Origin of the sequence: Actinophytocola sp. (assembly GCF_045807065.1) — a bacterium.
In the GTDB taxonomy this organism is placed as follows: Bacteria; Actinomycetota; Actinomycetes; order Mycobacteriales; family Pseudonocardiaceae; genus Actinophytocola.
On the sequence record NZ_JBJMIE010000628.1, the window covers coordinates 22,793 to 45,647 of the forward strand.

The following is a 22,855-nucleotide window of genomic DNA, read 5'->3' on the forward strand; positions in this document are numbered from 1 at the left end:
CACCACAGTTGAGGAGAACGATCTCGATGAACCGAACCCTGTTCCACCGCACGGTTGTCACCGCGGCCGCTACCACGCTCGCGAGCACAGCCATGGTGCTCGGCGCCGGCGTGGCACACGCCGACATCCCGACGACCGGCCAGCTCTGCGACGCCGTGGAGAACATCCAGTTCTACGCCAACGACTACAACACGCCGAGCTACACGGTGCAGAGGGGCGAACAGATCCGCATCGACAGCATGGAGACACTCGTCGACTGGGCGGTGGGCCACGGCACCGGCCACTCCGCCAGGAACTTCATCTACATTCACTCGAACGGCGCACACCGGCTCACCAACTGCCGCTGGACCTGATCGTCGCGACGCGGGGAAGGCCGGCCGCGGCCTGGTCTTTCCTCGCGTTCGGGTATCGAGCCACGTGGTGCAGCCCGCCAACGTCGGTTGACCTGCTCGAAAACGTCATACAGGAGTCCGGCGTGTCCTCGGCGTACGCGCCGGCGCGGTCGGCGCGAGCCCACGGATGGCGACCGCCGCGCCGAGATCGCCGGCTTCGATCAGGACGTCGACCAGGCACCGGGTGCTTCGCCAGCGCCGATCGTCGTCGTCGGTCTCGTTGTTCGCCCGAGCGCGCAGAAGCTCGACGGTCGGCGACCTCGGGATGACCCCACTTCACCAAGGTTGGTGGAGGAGCATGTGGCCGACGTTCACGGCGTTGGATGTGGCTACCAAGGCCAAATCGGCTACCACCGTCGCCGCAGCACGCTCGGCGCGGCTCGGGGAGCCGGCATAGCCACTGCGGTTGCGGGTTTTGTGCAGAGGCGCACGGCTGCCACGGTCCAGCAGTCGAAGAGGCGAACTGGATCGTGTTGTCCCGGCATCATCTCACCGCACGGAACGAAGCACAGTTCTTGTGGCATGCAATCCCCGATCGACTACGAGACCAGTGTGGTCAACCGAGTTGCATACAGGAGTCCTCCACGATCAGCGGGAAGCTCGGTGGTCCCACTGTTCCTGACGTGCGGGATGGTTGCCGATGCGTGCACCGATGCTTGCCGCTGCGTCAACATCGCCGCAATCTTGTTCCGGTAGATGAAAGGAGACTTCGTGGGTATGCGCACCGTTACTTTCTTCGCCGCCCCGCTGGGAAGCATGCTGCCTGGTCGCCCTGTCGACTGGGATCAGCTTCCTTCGGATGTTCGAGTGTGGGCTGACAAGCAAGCCGCCAATGACAACGAGATGCTGACCGTCCTCGACGGTGATCATCGAGCTGACTTCGAGACCGGGTTCGACATCTACGTCACCAAGATGCCGTAGCTGTATTTTCGATCAAGTGGTGATCTCGTAGTTCCGGCCGCGCCCGGCGCACTCCGACGATATGCATCTTTGAGTCAGGCGGTGCGCGTGTGTGTTGGTCGGGACTCTGAGCCCGGTCTGTAGGTGGTGGAGCCAGTGATGTTGCTTGCGGGTGCGCCGCGGTGCTGTGGTCGGATAGGTGTCGGCGGATGAGGCCGGTGCGGGGTGTGATTGGTGGTGGTGGTGTGGAGTCTGCGGCGATGGTGTGGCGGGCGTCGAGCCAGGCTTGTTTGTGGGCGGCCTGGATGCGGGTTTCGACTTCGTCGGCGATGTGGCCGTGCCCTCGGTGACGCGTTTGTCGAGGCGGTGGCCGACGTCGGGCTTGCGCGATTTTGGGGATGCCGGCGGCGATGAGCCAGGGTTTGTGGCTGTGGCGTATTTCGTAGAAGGTCAGGCCTGGCCGGATGGGATAGCGCCGTGTGCGCGGGTTGGGCAGGTGTTGGTTGCCGTCGAACGCGAGGTTGAAGGTTCGGGTGTGCCAGCTGGGGCGCCAGAGGAACCCTGTCGGTGTTGGGGAAGAGGGGAGTGGCTGTGGGTCTTGAGGTGGTGTTTGAGTAGGACGGTGAGGAAGGCGGGGAGGGGGTAGCGCGGGCGCTGGCAGCGGTCTTCGCCAGGCCGGGCCATTGACGCGAAGCGCTCCTTTTTAGTGCGCCGATGTCGGCGTCGATCACGATCACGCGGTCGTCCGGATGGGGTGTTGCGACGTTGGAGTGCGGCGGGCTCGTCCCAGCGGCAGCCAGTCCACGCGGCAAGTGACGATGAGCAGCGCGCTGCCTCGGTGGTGAAGTCGCGCTGCTTGCAGGGCGTCGCGGAGGGCCCCTTCGGGCGTGGCCCAGAGCATTTCGCGGATGTTGTGGTGGGCTCGTTGCCGCGGTTGCGGTGGTGGGCGGGGTTGGAGAGATGAGCCCGTCATCGATCGCGGCGCTGAGGATGCGGCCGAGGAGGCTGAGCAGGCCCGTGGGCGGTGGTGCTAGTAGCCGCACGCGTGCAGGTCGGCTGACCAGTGCTGGATGTCGCTTTTGTGAATGTCGCCCAGCGCGGTGCGGCCGAACGGAAGGCGGATGTGCTTGCTAATCAGGTAGGCGTAGTTTTCGATGGTGAGGTCGTTCACTGGCAGAGTGGGCCACCAGCGGGTGAGCCAGGCATCTAATGCTCGCCACTCGTCCGCTCGGCCCACGCCACGACGTCCACCTCGATAGGATCACCCGTATCCTCTGTGATCCTCTGCAGAGAACCAGAATGCAAGTACACGACCGGCTGATTGTAGATGCACCTGCACGGGTGAACAGTGTCGGCGTTGCTAACGGAACGTGAATCGAAGTTCACGGCGGGGCGGAACTTGTACCTAGACAGTCTGCACGGGTCAGAGCGGCCTGCTGCTTCTCGTTGATCCGTACGTGGACGTTCGAAGGGTTGCCGTCGCGCGGGTAGACAAGCACGACGGTGCCACGAGGGGGCTATCGATGCCGACCCTTGGTAATCGGCGTGTTGTAGCCGGGTGCCGGTGCTGGGAATTCGGGTAGGTCCTCGTGTCAGCGGCCGCGGCATCCACGATTGATCCACATTTGGTCCGTGCCGGCCGACGAAGATGACCGCGCCACTTGGGCGTGGATGTGGGCGAGCCGTAAGAGGTGCTGATGGATCTCGTTGCCGGACGAGCCGACGATGCCGAGGTGTTGATCTTCGTCAACTGCCGGGGTAGGGCGCGGCATCGTCTGCGGCCTTCTTGCATAACAGTTGTCGCGACGGTTCGAAGCGGTGGTGGTTCTTGGGCTACCGTCGGTAGACCTTTCTGCCGCTTGCGTTGCCCGGCAAGAGCGAAATGATCTCTAACTGCCACCCAGCAACCACAGCCACCTTTTGGCAGTTCCTGATTGAGGAGTTGTATCGCCAGGTCTGGCATGGCTTACGCCCTCCAGTGGAGGACGTGCTCCCAGGGGTGGACTTGGGCAAGGGAGAACGCCACGCCGTCGGCTTGGCCCGGATGGGAAGCGCCTGCACGGCGACGCGATCTGCCACCTGCGGGATTGATTCCTGCGGAAGGGGTTTGGTGCAGTGCATGGAAGGACATCAGCAATAGCCCCGATCACCGTTTGACCTGGCTTGGCTGCGCGGAGACGATGGATGGGGAGGTGGGCTTGCGATGCGCTTTACCAGCGATGCCGGGAGCGGTGCGCCTTACGACGTGTGCCTGTCCTTCGCGGGGGAGCAGCGTGGCTATGTCGACCGGGTAGCCGCTCAACTGGTGCGGGAGGCTGTCCGAGTCTTTTACGACCGTTACGAGACCGCGGCGCTGTGGGGTGAGGATCTCGTTCATCACCTGGATAGAGTATTCCGTGCACAGGCGCGCTTCTGCGTGATGTTCGTGTCGGCCGACTACGCCAGCAAGATCTGGACGACGCACGAGCGGCGCAGTATTCAGGCGCGGGCCATCCGCAGCGCGACCGCCTACATCCTGCCGGTTCGCTTCGACGAGACCGAGATTCCTGGCCTGCTCGACACCGTCGGCTACTTGAACGCCGGTGATCTGACACCCGAACAGGTGGCTGACCTCGTTGTTGCCAAGATGCGAGACGACGCGACCAGTGACACCGTTACCTACGCCCCAAAAGGAGTCACTCAACCGGAGCAGGTGCAGGATGCTCACAGCGCCCAGCCCGCAAGCAGAGTGATTACCAGCCAGCTTTTCGGCATAACGCCCGTCGTTGGGCGCGACGGGCTGTTAGCCGACCTCGCGGGCAGGTTCTCTCGCGCTGCTTCCGGCGCTGCCGCACGCCCCGTGCTACATGTCCTCACGGGTATCGGCGGCATCGGCAAGTCGAGCCTGGCCCGAGCTTACGGTGGGCGCAACCAGGACCGGTACAACCTGATTTGGTGGATTCGGTCCGAAACTGCGGAGCTGGCAGTGGAGGACTTCCGTGGGCTTCTGGTCACCCTCGGGGTGTCGGAGGTACAGCGGTTGGAGCAGCCCGTCCAGTTGGCTCATGTGCTGCTGGGCAACCGGGTGGGCCGATGGTTGTTGGTGTTCGACAACGTGCCTCGCCAACCCGCCCTGCGTGGTCTGGTTCCTCCTGAGGGAGCCGGAGACGTCATCGTGACCAGTCGAACGCAGGCATGGAGCGACCCGAGGATAGTTCTGCCGGTCCCACCACTGACCGAGGACTTTGGAGCGGCCCTGCTGCGCGACACGAGTCGTGACGACAACGCACCCGCCGCGCGGGCGCTGGTCGCAGAGCTGGGGGGTTTGCCGCTCGCGCTGCACCAGGCCGGTTCCTACGTAGCTGAGAACCCGATTGGGCTGATCGAATATCTGCGGCTCTACCAGGAGCACCGCGCACGGCTCAATCATCTCGGCTCGGCACCGGACTACGACCTGCGGGTCGGAACCACATGGGAGGTCTCGTTCCAGATGATCCCCGAGAATGCGCAGACAGTCCTGAACGTTCTGGCGTGGCTGGGGCCGGAGATGGTGCCCCTGGACCTACTGCTGCGCAGGCAGCCGGTCGGCGACGTCCCTACGGCCGTCGCCGACCGGGTCAACAGCGTGTTCACCAACGAGCTCGACTACCTCAACGCCGTGAGCGCTCTCTCGGGGTATGGGCTGGCGATCGTTACCGACCGGGACGCGACCGTGCACCGGTTGATCCAGGCCGTCACCCGGGACAGTGCCGAGCCCCAGGGTGCCACCGCCGAGTGGGCGGGCGCTGCCGCGGCGCTGCTGCTGGCCGCGGTCCCAACCCCGCCCGCCAACGCCGACAGAATCGACACCTGGCTGCGGCTGCGTCCCCACATCGCCCACCACCTGCGCATCACACCGTTGTCCGAGAGCGTCCTGTCGCTGCGGCTGCGGCACTGGCGTGCGCAGTGGACCGGGGAGATCGGTCGCCCGCACGAGGCGTTGGTCGACCTGACCGACCTGCTCAAGGACCAGACCCGCGTCCTGGGCGAGACTCACCCGGACACGCTGCGCTCGCGACACAGCCGAGCCCAGTGGACAGGCGAGTCCGGCGACTTTCCGGCGGCGGTCGCTTCGTTCGACGAGGTAACCGCCCTATGGACGGAGACGGCGGGACCGGACCATCCCGAGGCGCTGCGAGCCAGACACAGCTCCGCATACTGGCTCGGCGAGGCGGGCGACCCGGAAGGGGCCTGCGGCCGCCTCAGAGACGTCCTCGCCCGGCGCTCACGGACACTCGGAGCGGATCACCCCGATACCCTGCGGACGAAACACAGCCTGGCCTATCGGACGGGGCAGACCGGGGACTACGCATCCGCCTGTGCCATGCTCGAGGAACTGCTGCCCGTGCGTACCCGCATATTGGGCCGTGATCATCCGCATACCCTTCGTACCCGCTACAGCCTTGCGCAATCTCTCGGCCGCGGCGGTAATCCCGCCCGCGCCCGCGAGCTGACTGCGGACCTCCTGGCCGACCAGACGCGCGTCCTCGGCGGTGACCACCCACACACACTGCGCACCCGGTACAACCTGGCCCACTGGACGGGTGCCACCGGTGATCACGAGGCCCAGCGCACGGCCCTCACACGCCTGCTGCAAGACCAGAACCGCATACTCGGATCCGACCACCCGGACACCAAGCTCACCCGGCAGGCGCTAGAGAGCCTCCGGTGAGAGACTTCGGCAGGCCCACGTCATCATCTGACCTGCGGGCACTGGCACGCGCGGTCCTCGACACCATCCTCGCCGGCGACCGGCGACCGTTGGCCATCGCACACCCACTGGAGTTCATCTGCATCCCCATCCTGCGCACCGCCGAGTTTGGGGCGTGCGGACACATCTGGCAGGTCGGCCAGTCCGCCCTCACAATTCACTGCCACAGTTGGCACCTCAACAGTTATGTCGTCGCCGGTGCTGTCCTCAACGAGGTCTTTGCCGTGACCGACTCCCCTGACGGCGAGCACCACCTGCTCAGCGTCGACAGCACCGGTTCGCTCGACCGCATGACATCAACTGGGCGGGCTGTCACGGTGCAGGACTCGAGACGAACACTGCACCACGCGGGCGGCTCCTACAGCCTGCGAGCGGGCGTCTTCCACCGCTCCACGCCCATCTCCACCGGACCAACAATCACTCTCCTGGCGGCCACAACCCTGCCTGGCGCACGCGACCAGATAGTGGCGGCCCGCACGCACCGGCAGCACGCCACACGACGCGAGGAACTGCCCGCCCTGGCGGCGCGGGCGCTGACCGAACAACTGCGCACCGCCATCGACGTCTCTCGCCCGCTCACGCCAGCCCACGAACCGGCAGGAACGCCGCCACACAGATCTCGCGTTCCAAGTCCGCCGCTTCGGCCTGACAAAACCTGACTCCGGCCCCCTCCGGCACGCTCCACCCGGAGGCACTGTTCACACACACCATCCGCCCGCCCCTGCCCGCGACATAGCCCGCGATGAACCCGCAGTCGCCAGACATGCGCCCATCTATCAGGGCCACGTGCGCCCTCGCCGCGACCGCGAGCACATCCTCGGTGAGCGGATCGGGTCGCACCACGGCGAGCCCGACTGGACGCGCGACCTCCGCGACGATTGCGGCCATGGAATCGTCGCTGGTCAGCAGTAACAACATCGGCAGCGGTCCGGGCAGTACCTCGACCGACAGGTCTGGTTCCACCGCCGCGCATGCGAACGCTTCCGCGATCGACCTGACTGAATTCTCGTACCCGTCAGCCAAATCGACCCCGTTGATACCAGCCAGGCTGGCCGGTAGGTCGCCAAAACGACTCCCGCCCGCCAGCAGCGGCACGACCGGCTTTCCAAGCGCTCGCGCGGCCTCTACCTCTCGCATCACCCACTTCGACGCCAAGGCAGCGGGGGTGGCCAACAAGACAACCGCTCGCGCCCCGTCGATTGCCGCGCTGATCTCGGCAAGCCACGAGCCGCCCAGGCCAAGCCTGCGGTCGGACCACACCTCCAGGCCTCGATCGGACAGGTCGTCACGCACTCTGGTGGCGAGGCGTCGGTCAGAACGCGAGTAGCTGAGAAAGACATGGGACATACGACTATTTGACCCGACTCACGACCCGGAACCAGCGATCGCTTCCCTCTCCGGGCAAATTTCGCGGTGCGAGACAACTGGAGTCATCTGGCCTGGTTCGGGTGAGCTGCTGGCGGCGATCGCGTGACTGAACCGAGGGCCGGGGTATCCGGTACAACACGCCAGCCGCTCGCCTTGGTCAGGAAGATGCTCGGCCATTGGTCCTCGACGATCAGCGCACGGCCAGCTTCCGGTGTCGCGGACAGCCTCCAGCAGACGGCTGTCCGGCGCCGGGGTCCGGCCACGCCGGGCACGGTCGTGCCGAGCGCCTCGGCGACCAGCGCCATCGTCGACGCAGTGCCCATCGTGTTGCAGTGGCTCCGGCTGCGGATCACCGAGGACTCCGAGCGGCACCCTCATTCCGCCGCTGAAATTGATCGGCGACTTCGGAGGAACTGCTCGGTGGGAACCGGTCTCGCCCGCCAGCTGAGCAGAAGCGTCAGCACAGCAGCGATCAGGGTTGCGCGCATCGCTGTCTCCTGTCCGGTTCATGGCTCATGACGTCGTGTGTAGCGCGCGGGATGTTGTCCGGCTTCGTGGGCCGGACGTCGAGGAGCGGACAGCGAGTCAGCCGCAGGCGGGGTGGAAGGGCGCTTCGGGAATGTGCTTGGCCCACAGCGCCTCGGTGAGGACGTTGCTCGTTGTCGCGCAGATACGGCGGGCCGCCGAACCGGTGTCCATGGGTGTCAGCTCGATGGTGTGGTCGTCGCTGGCGGTGGCGAGGATGTGGCCGTTCGGGCTGATGGCGAGGCCGTCGATGGGCGCGGTGTGGTCGGTCAGCGGGCGGCCGGCGGGTGTGGGATGGGTGACGTCGCGGACGTTCCACAGGCGGATCGTGCCGTCGTCGCTGGTGCTGGCCAGGGTCGCGCCGTCGCCGCTGAACGCGACGCGGTAGACGAAGCTGGTGTGTCCGACCAGGGACTGCCCGAGCTGCACGGGATTCCCGGTGGTGCGCCACAGCCGGACGGTGTGGTCGTTGTCCGCCGTCGCCAGGGTGTGTCCGTCGGGGCTGAACGCCACGCCGAGCACGCCGCCGGTGTTGACGCTGATCTTGCGCGAGGTCACATGAGCGGGATCTCGCAGGTCCCACAGGCGGACCGTGTCGTCGGAGCTCGCGCTGGCGAGGGTGTGGCCGTCGGGACTGAAAGCCAGCCAGGTGACGTCCCCGGTGTGGCCCGTCAGCGGTCGGCCGAGCGAGGTCATGTCCGTGACGTCCCACAGCCGGACGGTGCCGTCCGAGCTGGCGGAGGCGAGGATTCGGTTGTCCGGGCTGAACGCCACATGGGTGACCGGGCCGGTGTGTCCGGTGAGCGGCTGGCGCCACGGCACGGGATGACCCGGGTCGCGCACGTCCCAGATATGGACCGTCCTGTCGCGGCCCGCGCTGGCGAGGGTGTGGCCGTCGGGGCTGAACGTCACCTGGTTGACCGCGTTGGTGTTTCCGGTGAGGGGTTTGCCCAGAGCTGCCGGATCGGCCGGGTTGGTGACGTTCCAGAGCCAGACCGTGTGATCGGTGCTGGCGCTGGCCAGGGTGTGGCCGTCGGGGCTGAACGCGACCCCGTTGACGTAGCTCGACTGTCCGATGAGGACGGTCCTGGGCAGGTGCCACAGCCGGACCATGTGGTCGGCGCCCACGCTGGCGAGCGTGTGCCCGTCCGGGCTGAAAGCCAGCCAGTACACGTAACCCGTGTGCCCGGTGAGCGGGCGGCCGAGCGGGACCGCGCCGGCGGGACTGGACGTGTTCCACAGCCGGACGACGTGGTCCGCGCCCGCGGTGGCGAGAATCCTGCCGTCATGGCTGAACGCGACGGCGTACACGGTGTCGGTGTGTCCCGTCAGTGGCTGTCCCAGGGGAGTGGCGTTGGCCGGGTCGGTGACGTTCCAGAGGCGGACCGTCCGGTCGTTGCCGACTGACGCGAGGGTGTGGCTGTCCGGGCTGAACGCTGTCGCGTAGACGGTGTCGGTGTGTCCGATCAGCGGCGGTCCCCAGGGGACGGGGTGGGCGAGGTCGGTGACGTTCCACAGCCGCACGGTCCTGTCGTGCCCGGCGCTGGCGATCGTGCGCCCGTCGGGGCTGAAGGTCGCGGAGGCCACGGCGTCGGTGTGCCCGACCAGCGGTCCGCCGAGGGGTGCCGCGCCGGCCGGGTCGGCGACGTTCCACAGCCGCAGCGTCCGGTCTCGGCTGGCGCTCAGCAGGGTGCGCCCGTCCGGGCTGAACGCGACGGAGTAGACGTCGTCGGTGTGGCCGGTCAGCGGTGTGCCGGCGGATACGGCATGTGCCGGGTCGGCAACGTTCCACAGGCGCACGGTCCGGTCCCGTCCCGCGCTGGCGAGCGTCCGGCCGTCCGGGCTGTAGGCCAGCCAGAACACACGCCCGGTGTGCCCGGTCAGCGGCCGTCTCCACAGCACGGCGTGGCCGGGATCGGCGACGTTCCACAGCCGTATGGCGCCGTCGTCGCCCGCCGTGGCCATCGTCCGCCCGTCCGGGCTGAACGCGAGGCCGAAGACGGTGCCGGTCCCACCGTCCAGGACGGATGACAACGGCCTGTTCTCGGTGTCGAGCAGGTCCGACCGGGTCTCCGGGGTCTGCTGGAGGCGGTGTGCCGCCAGGGTCAGCTGGGCCGCGAGGGACACGTCCGTGTCGCGCACCTGCTCGGCCTCGGTCGCCGTGTGGATCGCGACCGCACGGTCGCGCTCGGCCTGGGCGGCGTCTCGCTGGCGCATCGCGTACACGGCGGCGAACGAGGCGACCAGGGTGAGCACGGCGAGCAGCGCGACCGTGGCGCGGCCCAGCAACCGCGCCCGATTCTGCCGCCGTGCCGAGGTGGCGAGGAACCGCTGGACACGGGGGTCGCGACGGATGTCGTCGTGGTGGCGCTCCGCCCACTCCCGGGCGGCGGCAAGCCTGCTGCCCCGGTACAGCACACCCGCGTCGTGGTCTTCGCGTTCCCAGGTCAGGGCGGCGTCGACGAGCTGCTGGTGGACGAGCAGCGCCGCCCGGTCCTCGTCGATCCAACGCCGCAACCGCGGCCAGGCGTCGAGCAGTGCCTCGTGGGTCAGCTCGACCGTCTCGGCGTCGACGGTCACGAGCCGGGCGTCCACCAACGAGTCCAGGACGTCCGCGGCGCCGGCGGGCAGCTCGTCGCGCCGGACCCGGCGTTTGGTGTCGTCGGTGCCGTCGCCGAGGGCGATCAGCCGCAGGACGACGTCCCGGGCCTGCCGCCGCTGGTGTCCGGTCAGGGACGTGTAGACGTTCTCCGCGGTTCGGGCCAACGCGTGGTGGATGCCGCCGGACGCCTCGTACCCGGCGAGGGTGAGGGTGTTGCCGCGACGGCGGTACCAGGTCTCCCGCAGGGCGTGGGAGACCAGCGGCAACACGTTCGGCCGGCCGGCGGCGTCCGCGATCACCCGCGCCAGCAGCGCCGTCTCCAGGGTGTTCTCGGTGTCGATCGCGGGCTGGCTCACCGCGCGCCGCAGCTCGTCGGTGCTCATCTGGCCGACGAGCACCTGGGCGTTCCGCAGCGCTTTGACGAGTTCGGGGTGGTCGGCGCAGTGCGCGTAGAAGTCGGCACGCACACCGATCACCACCCGGGTGCGGCTGTTCTCGGCCTGCACGGCGGTCAGCAACGCCTGGATGAACCGGGCCCGTTCGTCCGTGTCGGTGCAGAGGGTGAAGACCTCTTCGAACTGGTCAACCACGAGCAGCGGTTCGGCGTCGCCGGTCAACGCCTGCAGTAGCGTCATGTGCAACGCGCGCGGGTTCTCGTCGAGCTCTCGGCGCAGGGTGGCCGCGGAGCTGCCCGCGAGCGTGGCGACGCGGGCGGCGCACTCGTCGAGCGGGTGCGCGCCGGGCGTGAACAGGACGACTGGTCGCTCCGCGCGCAGGCGTGCGATCAGACCGGCGCGGATCAGCGAGGACTTGCCGGAGCCCGACGCACCGAACACGGCGACGAACCGCCGTTCGCGCACCGAGGACACCAGGTCCTCGGTGAGCGCTTCGCGTCCGTGGAACCGCGCCGCGTCACCGGGCTGGAACGCGGCCAGGCCGGGGTAGGGACAGGCCTGGCCCGTGGCGGTGCCGACGTCGGACCGGCCGACGTTCTGCCCCGCGGCGACCTCGCGCCAGCGTTGCTCCCAGTCGTCCGGATCCCCGCCGCACGCCCGCACGAACGCCAGCGTCACCGCGAGGGTCGGCAGCCGTTGTCCTCCCGCCGCGTCGGCGAGCGTCGTCGACGAGTAATGCGCCTGTCTCGCCAGTTCCCGGTACGGCGGCCGCCCCGCCTTCTCCCGCAGTCGCCGCAGGTCCGCGGCGAACCGGCTGAGCACGTCGTCTTCCACGAGCGGCCGCTCGGATCTCGGCACCGCTACCCCTGCCCCAGGTTGTCCCGCCCCGATCAGGCGCCCATTGTCCGGGCTCTGTTGTCCGGCGTCCAGCCGACGAAGCCGGACAACGCGGTTTTCCGTAGACAGGGCCTCGACGCACCCCGACGGCGGAAGGAAGACGTGTCGATGGTCAGAACTCGGGAGAGATCGACGGTACTGGGCGCGGTGTTGGTCGCCTTGGTCACCGCGGCGATGTCGTGGTCGGCGAGCGCCGCGGCCGCGGCACCCGCCACGTCGGACGGACAGGACCACGCCGGGTCGGGTCTCGCTGCCCGCACCACCGAGCGGGTGGCGGTGCCGCTCGCCGCGACCGCGGTGCGCGGGCTCGACGTCAGTGGTTACCAGGGCAACGTGAACTGGTCGTCGGTGGCGGCCGCGGGCGCGTCCTTCGCCTACGTCAAGGCGACCGAAGGCGTCACGTACACCAGCGGCTACTTCGGCCAGCAGTACAACGGGTCGGCCACCGCCGGCCTGATCCGCGGCGCGTACCACTTCGCCCGGCCGGACACCTCCAGCGCCGCGGCCCAGGCGGACTACTTCATCGACCACGGCGGCACCTGGCGCGCGGACGGCAGGACCCTGCCGGGGGCGTTGGACATCGAGTACAACCCCAAGGGCGCCACCTGCTACGGCATGAGCCAGAGCGCGATGGTCAACTGGATCGCCGCGTTCAGCGACCGCTACCGCTCCCGGGCCGGACGCGCCCCGGTCATCTACTCCACCACGGACTGGTGGTCGCAGTGCACCGGCGACTACGCCGGGTTCGGTGCGACCAACCCGTTGTGGATCGCCAACTACTCGGGCACTCCGCTGCCGCTTCCGCACGGCTGGACCAGCCAGACGATCTGGCAGTACGACGATGCCGGCACCTTCCCCGGTGACCAGAACACCTTCAACGGCACGCTGGCTGACCTGCGCACGTTCGCGCTGGGCGACTACACGCCGCCGCCGGTACGCGCATGGCCACTCCTGCGACAAGGACAGACGGGTCGTCAGGTGACGACCGTGCAGTACCTGCTCAACGCGCACGGCGCCACGATGGACGTCGACGGGGACTTCGGGCCGGCCACCCGCACGGCCGTCGTGTCGTTCCAGACCAGCCACGGCCTCGAGACCGACGGGATCGTCGGCCCGGCCACCTGGTCCGCGCTGGTCACCACGGTCCAGGCCGGGGACTCCGGCCCCGCGGTCAGGGCCGTGCAGGCCGAACTCGTCGCGCACGGGGTGAGTGTGGCCGTCGACGGCACCTTCACCGACGCCACCAGCACGGCCGTCATCGCCTTCCAGAACACGAGCGGGCTCGACCCCGACGGCGTCGTGGGGCTCAACACCTGGCAAGCGCTCGTGTCGTGATCACAGCACAACGAAAGGAACAACGACCGTGAAATCCCAACGTAAGAGATCATGGGCCAGTCGACTCGGGTTCGGTGTGGTGGCCGTGGTGGTCACCACCGGGCTGGCCGTCGGCTCCCCGGCACAGGCATCCGCCGCCACGGATCTGCAGCAGACGCAGTGGGATCTCGCCGGGATGGCCTACCTGTCGTTCTCGGACATCGACGGCGTGGACGGGCCGCAGACCGAGGCCGCGGTCTCGGCGTTCCAGACCGACCGCTGCCTGTCGTCGATCGACGGGGACGCCGGTCCGGAAACCAACGGTGAGCTGAGCGCTCAGGTCACCAGGATCCAGACCGTGGTCGGCGCCGGCGCGGACGGCATGTACGGGCCCAACACCCAGGCCGCGGTCAGGACGTGGCAGGGCGCGCACGGCCTGTCCCAGAACGGGCAGGCGGACGCCGCCACCATGACCGCGATGGGCGTGGACCGGGTCAAGACTCCCTGCACGCGGCCGTCCCCCGACGAGGTGGTCGCGCAGATCCTGTCCATCGCCGCGGAGGAGGCCGCGAACACCGCGCACAACCGTGAGATCGGCGGCTACAACTGCAACTACTACAGCACCCAGCTCGGCGTCGGCGGCAGTGGTTGCAACAACGGGTGGCGCACCGAGGCCTGGTGCGCGGACTTCGTGAAGTGGGTCTGGAAGAAGGCCGGCGCGAACGTCACCTACATCAACGGCTTGGCCAGCAGTGTCATGGACTATGGCAAGAAGCACGGCACCTGGCACACCAGCAACCCGAAGCCCGGTGACGGGATCTACTTCACCTACGGCCACACCGGCATCGTCGTGTCGTCCACGAGCACCACGGTGACCTACATCTCGGGCAACACCTACAACCCGGCCACCGGCAACGACGACGGCCTGCTGCAGAAGACCATCGCCCGCAGCGGCACCAGCATCGGCGGATACTCCTCGCCCCTGCCCCGGTAATCCCTCTGCGACGGTCGCGTCCGAGGCATCGGACGCGACCGTCCTCTCAGCTGGAAAGGATTTCCTGTGCGACGACTCATCCCCCTGGTCACGCTCGCGATCGGCGTGGCCACCCAGCTCACCGCGGTGGCGAACGCCGAACCGGCCGGTTCCGCCTGGCAGGCCGACCTGGTCGCCGACGCCGTGCCGACCAACCTGGCGCACCGGTCAGGTGCCGTCACGGTCGACGACCCGGACTGGCGACAGGGCTATGCGACAGACCTGCTGGCCGTGCACACACTGGACCACGTGACCGACCGGATCGACGCCCAGGTGTCGGCGCGGACCCCCGCCGGCACGTCCGTCCACGTGGACGTCCGCGGCCGCCTGGCCGACCGCGGCTGGACCGAGTGGGTCCCGGCCGGAACGCCACTGCCCGCCGCCGCCTCCGCGGTGCAGACACGCATCACGTTACAGGGCAACGGTTCAGCGCAGCCGACCGTGTCATCACTACGGCTCACAGCCAACCAGGCGACCGCCGCGAGACCCGCGGCCGCGGGCACACCGTTGACCTACCGCGTGTTCGCGACACGTGAGGGACTGGTCGGTGCGACGACCGCCAACGGGCACACCATCACCTCGCGCGACCACTTCGTGGCGCTGCCGTCGGGAAAGGCGCTGTCACCCAAGGGAACCGCGACCTACTCCGTGAAGCTGTGCAATCCGGCCAACAACAAGTGCGAGGTCGCCCCGGTGTGGGACGTCGGCCCGTGGAACACCCAGGACGACTACTGGAACCCCTCGTCGGTCCGGCAGTCGTGGAAGGACCTCCCGCAGGGCAAGCCCGAGGCGCAGGCCGCCTACCAGGACCACTACAACGGTGGCAAGGACCAGTACAACCGCACCGTCGGCAACCCGGCGGGCATCGACCTGGCCGACGGGACGTTCTGGGACGGCCTGGGCCTGAAGGACAACGGCTGGGTGCAGGTCACCTACCAGTGGACCGGCGCTGGCACGCCCGCGCCGACATGGCCCTATGTTCGCCAGGGAGACACGGGAAACGCCGTCAGGACGGTCCAGTACCTGCTGAACAGCCGGCAGTCGGCCGGGTTGTCCCCGGACGGTGACTTCGGGCCGGCGACCCTGGCCGCGGTTAAGAACTTCCAGCGCGCTCAGGGCCTGGACGTGGACGGCGTCGTCGGACCGAACACCTGGAGCGCACTCGTGCCGGTGCTCACGGCAGGCAGCACGGGTGACGGCGTGCGCGCGGTGCAGAACGAACTCGCCGCGCACGACCTGCCGACCCCGGTCACCGGGACCTTCGACGACAGCACCGCCGCCAACCTGCGCACCTTCCAGACCGCGAGCGGCCTGACCGCCAGCGGCAGCACGGACGCCGACACGTGGAAGGCCCTGGTGAACTAGGACCCGCCTAGTGAATCGCCGGGACGCGACGAACGGGAGGCGGACCAGCACGATGGCCGGCAGCGCGGTGCGGTACGCCATCCTGGGCCCGGTCGAGGTCCACGCGAACGCCGGACCGGTGCCGCTGGGCGGGCCGCGCGCACAGTCGGTGCTCGCCGCACTGCTCCTGTCGGCCAACTCGGTCGTGTCCGTGGACACCGTCGTCGACATGGTGTGGGGCGAACGTCCGCCCCACACCGGTCGGCGGCAGGTGCAGAACCACGTGTCCGCGTTCCGCCTCGCCCTCAGAGGCGCGAGGATCGAGACACACCCCAACGGGTACCGCCTGCTGCTCGAACCCGACGACCTGGACGCGTTGGTGTTCGAACGCGCCGCACCCGATGTTCGCGGGCTGTTGGCACAGGGCCGTGCGCGGGAGGCCGCGTCGTGCGCGCGCACCGCGCTGGCACTGTGGCGCGGTCCGGCGCTGGCCGGGACCAGCGGTCCGGCGCTCACCGACGAGGCCACCCGGTTGACCGAACTGCGGCTCGACGTCGAGACACTGCGTTTCGAGGCGGAACTCGCTCTCGGCCGTCACGACGACGTGATCAGCGAGCTGACGGCCCTGACCCGCGCGCACCCGGTGCGGGAACGCCTGGTCCGCCACCTGATGACCGCGCTGTACCGAGCGGGCCGCAAGGCCGACGCGCTGGCCGTGTGTGACGCCAGCCGGCGGCTGCTGGCCGACCAGTTCGGGCTGGAACCCGTGCCGGAGCTTCTCGAGCTGCGGCAGGCGATCCTCGTCGACAGCACCGAACTCGGCGTCGCTCGGCCCACCGGCACCGTGTCCCGACCACGGCAGTTGCCGCCGCCGGTCCCCGACTTCGTCGGCCGGGTCGGCGAACAGGCGCGGCTGACGAGGATCCTGACCGAGCGGCGGGCGGCCGTGGTCACGGGCGGACCCGGGATCGGCAAGTCCGCGTTGGCCGCGCGGGTCGCGGGGGCGCTGGCGGACCGGTTTCCTGGCGGCCAGCTGTACCTTTCCGCGGGAGCGCGGACCGCGCCAGGGGAGCTGCTGAGTGACGCGCTGACGGCGTTGGGTGTCCGGCCGGCCGGAATGGCGGCCCGCGCCGGCCAGTACCGCGCGATCCTCGCGGACCGGCCGACGCTGATCGTGATCGACGACGTCGTGGACGCGGACCAGGTGCGCCCGCTCCTTCCCGGCGCGGGGAACAGTGCGTTGCTCGCCACCAGTGCGCGTGCCCTGCTGGCCGTCGAAGGCGCCGAAGTGGTGAGTCTTTCCCGACTGAGTGAGGCCGAGGAGTTGACGCTGCTGGGTTTCGGCGGCCGCGAAGCCCGGCGGACTGTTCGCATGTGTGCGGGCAACCTGGCTGCGCTGCGCGCCGCACGGGTGCTGCTGGACAGGTTTCCCGGGGCGACGTCCCTGTCCGAGGACAGGTGGCTCTCGGCGCTGTCCCTCGTGGACGAGGAGGTCCGCCGCGGCCTGCGTCGGCGCTACGACCTGCTGGCGGAACGGACGCGGTCGGCCTTCCGCGGGCTCGCGGTGACTCCAGCCATCCGGTTGTCCGGTCTGGAACCGCTGGAACTGGCCGATGTCGGGCTGGTCGACGAGGCAGGCGAGGTCGGTCTGCTGGCTCGCTGCCTCGCCGCCGAACTGTCCGAAGTGGACTAGAACGGCCACGTCCGTTGTGGGGCGGACGCGGCCGATCGAGACGATCCTCAGTTGATCAGGTCCCGCCACGTGTCCATGTCCGTCACGCCGTCCGCCTGATGGCCGCTGGCCGTCTGGAACGCACGCAGGCTCGTGGTGGTCGCGGCGTCGAACGTCCCGGTGACCGGCGTGGACCTGCCGTGTGCGGTGAGTTCGGTCTGCAGCGCGCGTACCGAGTCACCGGCGGCACCCTGCGTGAGCGACGGCACCAGGGCCCGCCACGTGCGCGGACCGACGACGCCATCGACACCGAGACCGTGCGCGCCCTGGAAGCTCTTCACCGCGGCCAGCGTCGCCGGGCCGAACGCGCCGTCCACGTCCAGCCCCGCGTTGCCCTGACCGTTGAGCAGGTACTGCAACGCCTTCACGTCGGTGCCGCTGCCGCCGTTCTGCACGGTCGGCCACGCGAGCAGCGACTCCTGCATCGCGTAGACCACGCGTGTGCCCGGGTCCTCGGACAGCGACCACAGCTGGTCCTTGTCCGGCCAGTACGACAGGTCCTCCGGGTACGGCTGCAGGACGTTCTCGTACCGCACAACGCCTTGGCTGCCGGTGTAGCTGCTCAGCGACCCGTAGTGGGAGTCGCTCGTGGAGTAGCTCGTGGACGCGTAGAACCGGCCGCGAACGGATGCCGTGCCCTGTGCCTTGAGAACGCCGGTCTCATAGGCCTCCGTGCCGTGCGCCAGGCCGTCCGGTGCGGTCGCGAGCGTGAAATCGGCCTCGTTCACGGGGAACCGAACCAGGCGGTGGGTGTCGGCGGTCGTGGTGTTGTACTCCGACACGACCATGCTCACCGGCGTAGTGGTCCGGTCCAGCGCGGTCGACGAGAACCGGAAAGCCGGGTAACCGCCCGCCGTTGACGAGGTGTACGTGAAAGCCTGTGGCAGCATGTACTTGTAGCCGAACGCCTCGTACGTGCCGTTCGACTGCAGGCCGATGGTGTCCTGGGTGGAGTCGACCTGCCAGAGGTGGTCGAGGTCGAACACCCGCAGCCCCAACGAGGTGTCCACCACGTACAGGTAGTGGCCGTACCAGAAGAGACCGCCCGCGTGCACGGACTCCCCGCCGCTGTTGGTCATCGGCTTGAAGTCCGGCTTGCCCCCGGTCGTCGTGGGCGCCACGAGCAGCACGAACCGGTACACCGGCTTGTCCGGGTGCGAGTAGTCCACGAACGCGACCCGGTCACCCCGGTCGGTGCCCCCGGCGTGCCAGTACCACGTGGACGCGATGACCGTCTTACCCTGGTAGGTCCCGGACGGATCGGCGTCAGCGCTGGTGGTGATGCCCTGCGGGTACCAGTCGGTCGTGTTCTCGTCGTCCGCGCCCGAGATGGACTGCCAGCAGAAGGAGGCGACCACCGACGGGGCATGCGCACCGCACGGTTTGCCGGTTCTGTTGGCGCTGTCGACGACATCGGACAGCTTCGCCTTGGGCAGCACCCCGTCAAGCCCGGCGATGGCCGGGTTGTAGGCGCCTTTCTGCAACCTGAAGTTCGCCGCGGTCAAGCCTGACGGCGCCGCCGACACGGCCGTCACACCGATACCCAGCACAACCGCCGCGGCGACGACCACAACTCCAAGCAGACGTTTTCGAATGTCGGTCACGGTTCCTCCCAACGTGGACCTGAAGCACCCACTCTGGCAAAGAGGATCCCGAATCCGTCATGACCCGTTCAGGACAAACCCATGACACCCACTTCGGGCACTCGCGGTGACGCGTGACGCTCGGTAAGAAAGCAGCGGGTGACCGTGCTTCAACAATTCCGGCGGACTGGCGTGACGCCTGCTCGGATGCCGAACTCCAGGTTGCCGGCGTACGTCCGGCGGGTCGTGGGGCTCACTGGCGAGGCGCGATCTCGGCGATCAAGCCCTCGATCAGGGTTTTGATCTCGTCGCGGATGGGGCGGACGGCGTCGATGCCTTGGCCGGCGGGGTCCGGGAGGTTCCAGTCCAGGTAGCGTTTGCCTGGGAGGACCGGGCAGGTGTCGCCGCAGCCCATGGTGACGCAGACGTCGGACTCGCGGACCGCGTCGTAGGTGAGGACTTTCGGGGTTTCGGCGGAGATGTCGACGCCGACCTCCCGCATCGCCTCGACCACCGCCGGGTTGACTTCGTCGGCTGGTGCGGAGCCGGCGGAGCGGACTTCCACGCGGTCGCCGGCGAGGTGGGTCAGCCATGCGGCGGCCATTTGGGAGCGGCCCGCGTTGTGGACGCATACGAACAGTACCGACGGTTTGTCCGTTGTGGTGTCGGTCATCGTGCTCCTCGGTCGGTGGGTCGGGGATGAGGAGGTGTGGGCGCCGAGGTCAGTCGTTGGCGGAGCGGCGTTCGATGAGGACGGTGTCGTGCCAGACGCCGTTCAGTTGGGCGATGCGTTCGCGGATGCCGACGGTGCGGTAGCCGGCGGCGTGGTGGAGTGCGATGCTCGCGCGGTTCTCGGTGAAGATCGCCGTCTGGAGTGTCCAGAGGCCGGCCTCGTCGGCGGCCACGACCTGTTGACGGATCAGGGCCTTGCCGATGCCGCGGCCGCGGTGGCCGTCGGCGACGTAGATGGAGCTTTCGGCCACGCCTGCGTAGCACTCGCGGTTCGAGGTGGGGGACAGGGCGGTCCAGCCGACGACCTGGCCGTCGAGTTCGGCGACCCAACGATGGTCGGGGAGCCATTTGGCGTCGAGGGAGGCGCGGCTGGGGACGGTGGTCTCGAACGTCGCGATGCCGGTGGCGATGCCTTCGCCGTAGATGCGCCGGACGGCCGGCCAGTCCGCTGGCCGGAGGGCGCGGACGGTGACGTCATCCGGGACGTCAGCCGGGCAACAGGGGCGGGGTGCGAGCAGACCCATGACGGCGTCCGCTGCGTGGGGTAGGCCGACGCAGCAGGCGGAGTTGACCGTCACGCGGGTGCTGGTGCCTTCCTTGTGGAGTTTGAGGAAGCCGACGTCGGCGAGTTTGCGGACGTGGTGGGAGCAGGTTGACTGGCTGATGCCGAGCAGTTCGGTGAGCCGGCCGACGGTGGTGCCGCCCGGGCTGGTGGCGACGATGTGCAGCAGCCGTATCCGGGTCGGTTCGGCGAGGCTGGCGAACCACTCGGCGTAGGTCGCGGCCTCCTGCTCGGGGAGGACCGAGGTGGCCGGGGCGGTGGCGGTCATACCGCCGAGTATCGACACCGATCGATGGTGCGTCAAACAAGGGCGGCGGGCGGTGGCGACGATCAGGCGGGTGGCGGCGTCCACGCGATCGGGGGTTTCAAAGGGGGTTTGGTACCCCGGGGATGCCGATGCAGATCGCTGGATGGCCGACCGTTGCGTAGCCGCGGTTGTCCGAGGCCATCGCACCGGGGCGCAGGGGCGGCCGGTGTCGCGTCCTGCCGGTCGAGGGTGGTGAGCAGAGCGTGGGCCGGGCCGCCGGCTTCGACCGCGGGGGGCTGCGGCGCCGTCGATGTTTGATGAGGCGTGTGCCGGCTGAGACACGGGCGGCGTGGTGAGCGGAACCTGGGCGCCGGCTTCCTCGGCGTCGAGGAACGCGACAACGACGATTGTCTTCATCGATGCAAGTCGATACAGTCGGCCAAGTTGGATCGAGCAGGGTCGATGAATGGAGATGGCGATGGCGGATCTGCCCGTAGTGGTGGTCGGCGCCGGTCCGGTGGGCCTGGCGGCAGCGGCCGAGCTGGTCGAGCGCGGTCTGCCGCCTCTCGTGCTGGAGAGGGCGGCTCGGCCCGGTGCCGCCGTCGCCGAATGGCACCACGTTCGTCTGTTCTCCTCGTGGTCGGAGCTGGTTGCCCCGGCGGCTGACCGGCTGCTGACGGGTGTGGGCTGGGAACGGCCCGCGGGCTCGGCGTACCCGACGGGCGCGGAGTGGGCGACGGGCTATCTGCGGCCGTTGGCCAGGGCGCTGGGGGACCGGGTGCGGCTGGGCGTCGAGGTCGTGGGAGTTGCGCGTCGCGGCCGGGACCGGGTCGTGGACGACGGTCGGGACACCGAACCGCTGACGGTGCACGTTCGTCAGGCCGACGGTGCCGAGGAGCGGATCACGGCTCGCGCGGTGATCGACGCGTCCGGTACGTGGGGCACGCCGAACCCGCTCGGCGGCGACGGTTTGCCGGCGCTCGGGGAGCACGCGGCGTCCGGCTGGATCTCCTATCGCGTGCCAGACCTGACCGATGACGCGGTGCGGGTGCGGTACGCGGGCCGGCACGTGGTCATCGCCGGCAGTGGACACTCCGCGTTGACCGCGCTCGTCGCGTTCGCCGATCTGGCCGAGCGGGCACCGGAGACCCGCGTCACCTGGCTGTTGCGACGGGGTGCGGTCGCCGACACGTTCGGTGGTGGCGCGGCGGACCAGCTCCCGGCACGTGGCGCACTCGGCCTGCGCGCGAAGTCCGCTGTGGACGCCGGCCGGATCTCGGTGGTGACCGGGTTCCGCACCGAGCGGATCGACGGACGCGACCTGGTGTCCGACAACGGGCAGCGTGTGTCCGAGGTGGACGAGGTGGTCGTGCTCACCGGGTTCCGTCCCGACCTGACCTGGCTCTCGGAGCTGCGGCTGGACCTGGACGCGACGCTGCAGGCGCCGGTCGCGCTGGCACCGCTGATCGACCCGAACGTCCACTCCTGCGGCACGGTCTACCCGCACGGTGTGAAGGAACTGGCCCACCCGGAGCCGAACGTCTACCTGGCCGGCATGAAGAGCTATGGCCGCGCGCCCACGTTCCTCGCGATGACCGGCTACGAGCAGGTTCGCTCGATCGTGGCCGCGCTGGCCGGGGATCGGGAGGCGGCCGAGCGGGTCGAGTTGGTGCTGCCGGAGACCGGTGTGTGCGGGGGAGCCGGCGTGTTCGACGACTCCGCCGCGGACCAGTCGGGTGGCTGTTGCGGTGCGCCGGCCGAGCCGCAGCCGCTGAGCCTGTCGGCAAGGTGCTGACGGTGGCGTGTTCATCGCACCGTCGACCGGTTCTGCCGTTCGGCCCGGACGGCATCGGCGTTTCTCGAGCGGGACGGCACTCCATCACCTGGGTCGGCGGTGCCGCTTGCTCCACTCCGGTTCGACGCGGGCCCATTCCTGCGTCCAGGCGTGGAAGCGGCGTCGGTTGAACATGCGGTGCAGCCTCAGTTGGGTGAACACGAGCAGACCGGCCGCGGCCAGCCAGCCGATGACGCCGGTCACCGCGGCGGTCAACAGCGCGTCGGACGAGGTGGTCGGCTCGTCGACCAGGCGGCCTTTCTCGTCCACCCAGACGTCGACCTTCGCGCCGGCCCGCAACCCGTCCTCGGCCCACACCCGACCGGTGTGACGGGCGCCGTCGGGTGTTCGCCATTCGGCGGGCACAGCGGATTTGCTGCTGCTCCCGTCCTCGGGGGTGGGGATGCTCGCCGCCGGTGCGTTCTCGGTCAGTGTGGCGCCCACCTCGGCGCGCTCCTCTGCCTCCCGTGCGGCTGTCTCGGCGAGGTTCGTGTAGGTGAGCGAACCGAGGGCGAGGAGGATCGGCACCAGCATGAGTCCGATCAGGACGATCACGGCGAGGACCGCGCCCTCCAGCCGGTCGATGCCGCGTCTGAGCGAGTTGCGGCGCGGACGCACCAACCTGGCCAGCCGGATCATCGGCGAGATCGACCTGTCGTTCACGGC

17 protein-coding genes are annotated in these 22,855 nt (G+C 68.9%); 9 read left to right on the top strand and 8 right to left on the bottom strand.

Features of this window, described 5'->3' with window-relative positions; genetic code table 11:
• Nucleotides 1-26 precede the first annotated feature (26 nt).
• Together ACJ73U_RS36580 and ACJ73U_RS36585 are read left to right on the top strand one after the other, a co-directional pair.
• On the top strand, nucleotides 27-353 hold the full coding sequence (locus ACJ73U_RS36580) for a hypothetical protein (RefSeq protein WP_407782333.1): 327 nt from the start codon (nucleotides 27-29) through the stop codon (nucleotides 351-353).
• 750 nt (nucleotides 354-1,103) lie between these two features.
• On the top strand, nucleotides 1,104-1,313 hold the full coding sequence (locus ACJ73U_RS36585) for a hypothetical protein (RefSeq protein ID WP_407782334.1): 210 nt from the start codon (nucleotides 1,104-1,106) through the stop codon (nucleotides 1,311-1,313).
• Nucleotides 1,314-2,322: 1,009 nt separating this feature from the next.
• On the opposite strand, the gene ACJ73U_RS36590 is transcribed toward ACJ73U_RS36585, so the two are convergent.
• Nucleotides 2,323-2,463, bottom strand: a complete 141-nt coding sequence (locus tag ACJ73U_RS36590; protein ID WP_407782335.1) for a hypothetical protein — start codon at nucleotides 2,461-2,463, stop codon at nucleotides 2,323-2,325.
• Between the two features lie 1,032 nt (nucleotides 2,464-3,495).
• Here ACJ73U_RS36590 and ACJ73U_RS36595 point away from each other — a divergent pair.
• Both ACJ73U_RS36595 and ACJ73U_RS36600 read left to right on the top strand, forming a co-directional pair.
• A complete protein-coding gene (locus ACJ73U_RS36595; RefSeq protein WP_407782336.1) occupies nucleotides 3,496-5,982 on the top strand; it encodes a tetratricopeptide repeat protein in 2,487 nt (828 codons plus the stop codon).
• Nucleotides 5,979-6,680: a hypothetical protein gene (locus ACJ73U_RS36600; RefSeq protein ID WP_407782337.1), complete on the top strand. Its 702-nt coding sequence runs from the start codon at nucleotides 5,979-5,981 to the stop codon at nucleotides 6,678-6,680. Before ACJ73U_RS36595 ends, ACJ73U_RS36600 begins: the two co-directional genes overlap by 4 nt.
• On the opposite strand, the gene ACJ73U_RS36605 is transcribed toward ACJ73U_RS36600, so the two are convergent.
• The 3 genes from ACJ73U_RS36605 to ACJ73U_RS36615 form a co-directional block, all read right to left on the bottom strand.
• On the bottom strand, nucleotides 6,598-7,368 hold the full coding sequence (locus ACJ73U_RS36605) for a toll/interleukin-1 receptor domain-containing protein (RefSeq protein ID WP_407782338.1): 771 nt from the start codon (nucleotides 7,366-7,368) through the stop codon (nucleotides 6,598-6,600). The two genes, ACJ73U_RS36600 and ACJ73U_RS36605, sit on opposite strands and share 83 nt — an antisense overlap.
• Nucleotides 7,369-7,451: 83 nt before the next feature.
• Nucleotides 7,452-7,742, bottom strand: a complete 291-nt coding sequence (locus ACJ73U_RS36610; RefSeq protein ID WP_407782339.1) for a dihydroxy-acid dehydratase — start codon at nucleotides 7,740-7,742, stop codon at nucleotides 7,452-7,454.
• 232 nt (nucleotides 7,743-7,974) lie between these two features.
• Entirely contained in the window at nucleotides 7,975-11,769 is a 3,795-nt protein-coding gene (locus ACJ73U_RS36615; RefSeq protein ID WP_407782340.1) for a helix-turn-helix domain-containing protein, read from the bottom strand.
• A gap of 147 nt (nucleotides 11,770-11,916) precedes the next feature.
• Between ACJ73U_RS36615 and ACJ73U_RS36620 the strand changes: the two genes are divergently transcribed.
• From ACJ73U_RS36620 to ACJ73U_RS36635, 4 genes are all read left to right on the top strand, one after another.
• A complete protein-coding gene (locus ACJ73U_RS36620) occupies nucleotides 11,917-13,143 on the top strand; it encodes a GH25 family lysozyme (RefSeq protein WP_407782341.1) in 1,227 nt (408 codons plus the stop codon).
• Nucleotides 13,144-13,171: 28 nt separating this feature from the next.
• Nucleotides 13,172-14,116 (top strand): peptidoglycan-binding protein, encoded by a 945-nt coding sequence (locus ACJ73U_RS36625; protein WP_407782342.1) that lies wholly within the window; start codon nucleotides 13,172-13,174, stop codon nucleotides 14,114-14,116.
• Between the two features lie 66 nt (nucleotides 14,117-14,182).
• A complete protein-coding gene (locus tag ACJ73U_RS36630; RefSeq protein WP_407782343.1) occupies nucleotides 14,183-15,520 on the top strand; it encodes a peptidoglycan-binding domain-containing protein in 1,338 nt (445 codons plus the stop codon).
• A 10-nt stretch (nucleotides 15,521-15,530) separates the two neighbouring features.
• Nucleotides 15,531-17,192 carry a BTAD domain-containing putative transcriptional regulator gene (locus ACJ73U_RS36635; protein WP_407782344.1) on the top strand — a complete coding sequence of 554 codons (1,662 nt, stop codon included), beginning with the start codon at nucleotides 15,531-15,533 and terminating at the stop codon, nucleotides 17,190-17,192.
• A gap of 47 nt (nucleotides 17,193-17,239) precedes the next feature.
• Here ACJ73U_RS36635 and ACJ73U_RS36640 read toward each other — a convergent pair whose 3' ends face one another.
• From ACJ73U_RS36640 to ACJ73U_RS36650, 3 genes are all read right to left on the bottom strand, one after another.
• On the bottom strand, nucleotides 17,240-18,835 hold the full coding sequence (locus tag ACJ73U_RS36640; RefSeq protein ID WP_407782345.1) for a peptidoglycan-binding domain-containing protein: 1,596 nt from the start codon (nucleotides 18,833-18,835) through the stop codon (nucleotides 17,240-17,242).
• A 232-nt stretch (nucleotides 18,836-19,067) separates the two neighbouring features.
• On the bottom strand, nucleotides 19,068-19,487 hold the full coding sequence (locus ACJ73U_RS36645) for an arsenate reductase ArsC (protein ID WP_407782346.1): 420 nt from the start codon (nucleotides 19,485-19,487) through the stop codon (nucleotides 19,068-19,070).
• A gap of 49 nt (nucleotides 19,488-19,536) precedes the next feature.
• Complete coding sequence (locus ACJ73U_RS36650; RefSeq protein WP_407782347.1) at nucleotides 19,537-20,376, bottom strand: helix-turn-helix domain-containing GNAT family N-acetyltransferase; 840 nt, start codon at nucleotides 20,374-20,376, stop codon at nucleotides 19,537-19,539.
• Nucleotides 20,377-20,833: 457 nt separating this feature from the next.
• Here ACJ73U_RS36650 and ACJ73U_RS36655 point away from each other — a divergent pair, with 457 nt between their 5' ends.
• Entirely contained in the window at nucleotides 20,834-22,150 is a 1,317-nt protein-coding gene (locus ACJ73U_RS36655) for an NAD(P)-binding domain-containing protein (RefSeq protein ID WP_407782348.1), read from the top strand.
• Nucleotides 22,151-22,234: 84 nt separating this feature from the next.
• On the opposite strand, the gene ACJ73U_RS36660 is transcribed toward ACJ73U_RS36655, so the two are convergent.
• Entirely contained in the window at nucleotides 22,235-22,852 is a 618-nt protein-coding gene (locus ACJ73U_RS36660; protein WP_407782349.1) for a hypothetical protein, read from the bottom strand.
• Between the last annotated feature and the right edge of the window lie 3 nt (nucleotides 22,853-22,855).

Excerpts from the sequence above, each read along its gene's own strand:
- ACJ73U_RS36620 (WP_407782341.1), top strand. The coding sequence starts at position 11,917 with ATGGTCAGAACTCGGGAGAGATCGACGGTACTGGGCGCGGTGTTGGTC.
- ACJ73U_RS36645 (WP_407782346.1), bottom strand. The coding sequence starts at position 19,487 with ATGACCGACACCACAACGGACAAACCGTCGGTACTGTTCGTATGCGTC.
- ACJ73U_RS36655 (WP_407782348.1), top strand. The coding sequence starts at position 20,834 with ATGGCGGATCTGCCCGTAGTGGTGGTCGGCGCCGGTCCGGTGGGCCTG.
- ACJ73U_RS36580 (WP_407782333.1), top strand. The coding sequence starts at position 27 with ATGAACCGAACCCTGTTCCACCGCACGGTTGTCACCGCGGCCGCTACC.
- ACJ73U_RS36595 (WP_407782336.1), top strand. The coding sequence starts at position 3,496 with ATGCGCTTTACCAGCGATGCCGGGAGCGGTGCGCCTTACGACGTGTGC.
- ACJ73U_RS36605 (WP_407782338.1), bottom strand. The coding sequence starts at position 7,368 with ATGTCCCATGTCTTTCTCAGCTACTCGCGTTCTGACCGACGCCTCGCC.
- ACJ73U_RS36650 (WP_407782347.1), bottom strand. The coding sequence starts at position 20,376 with ATGACCGCCACCGCCCCGGCCACCTCGGTCCTCCCCGAGCAGGAGGCC.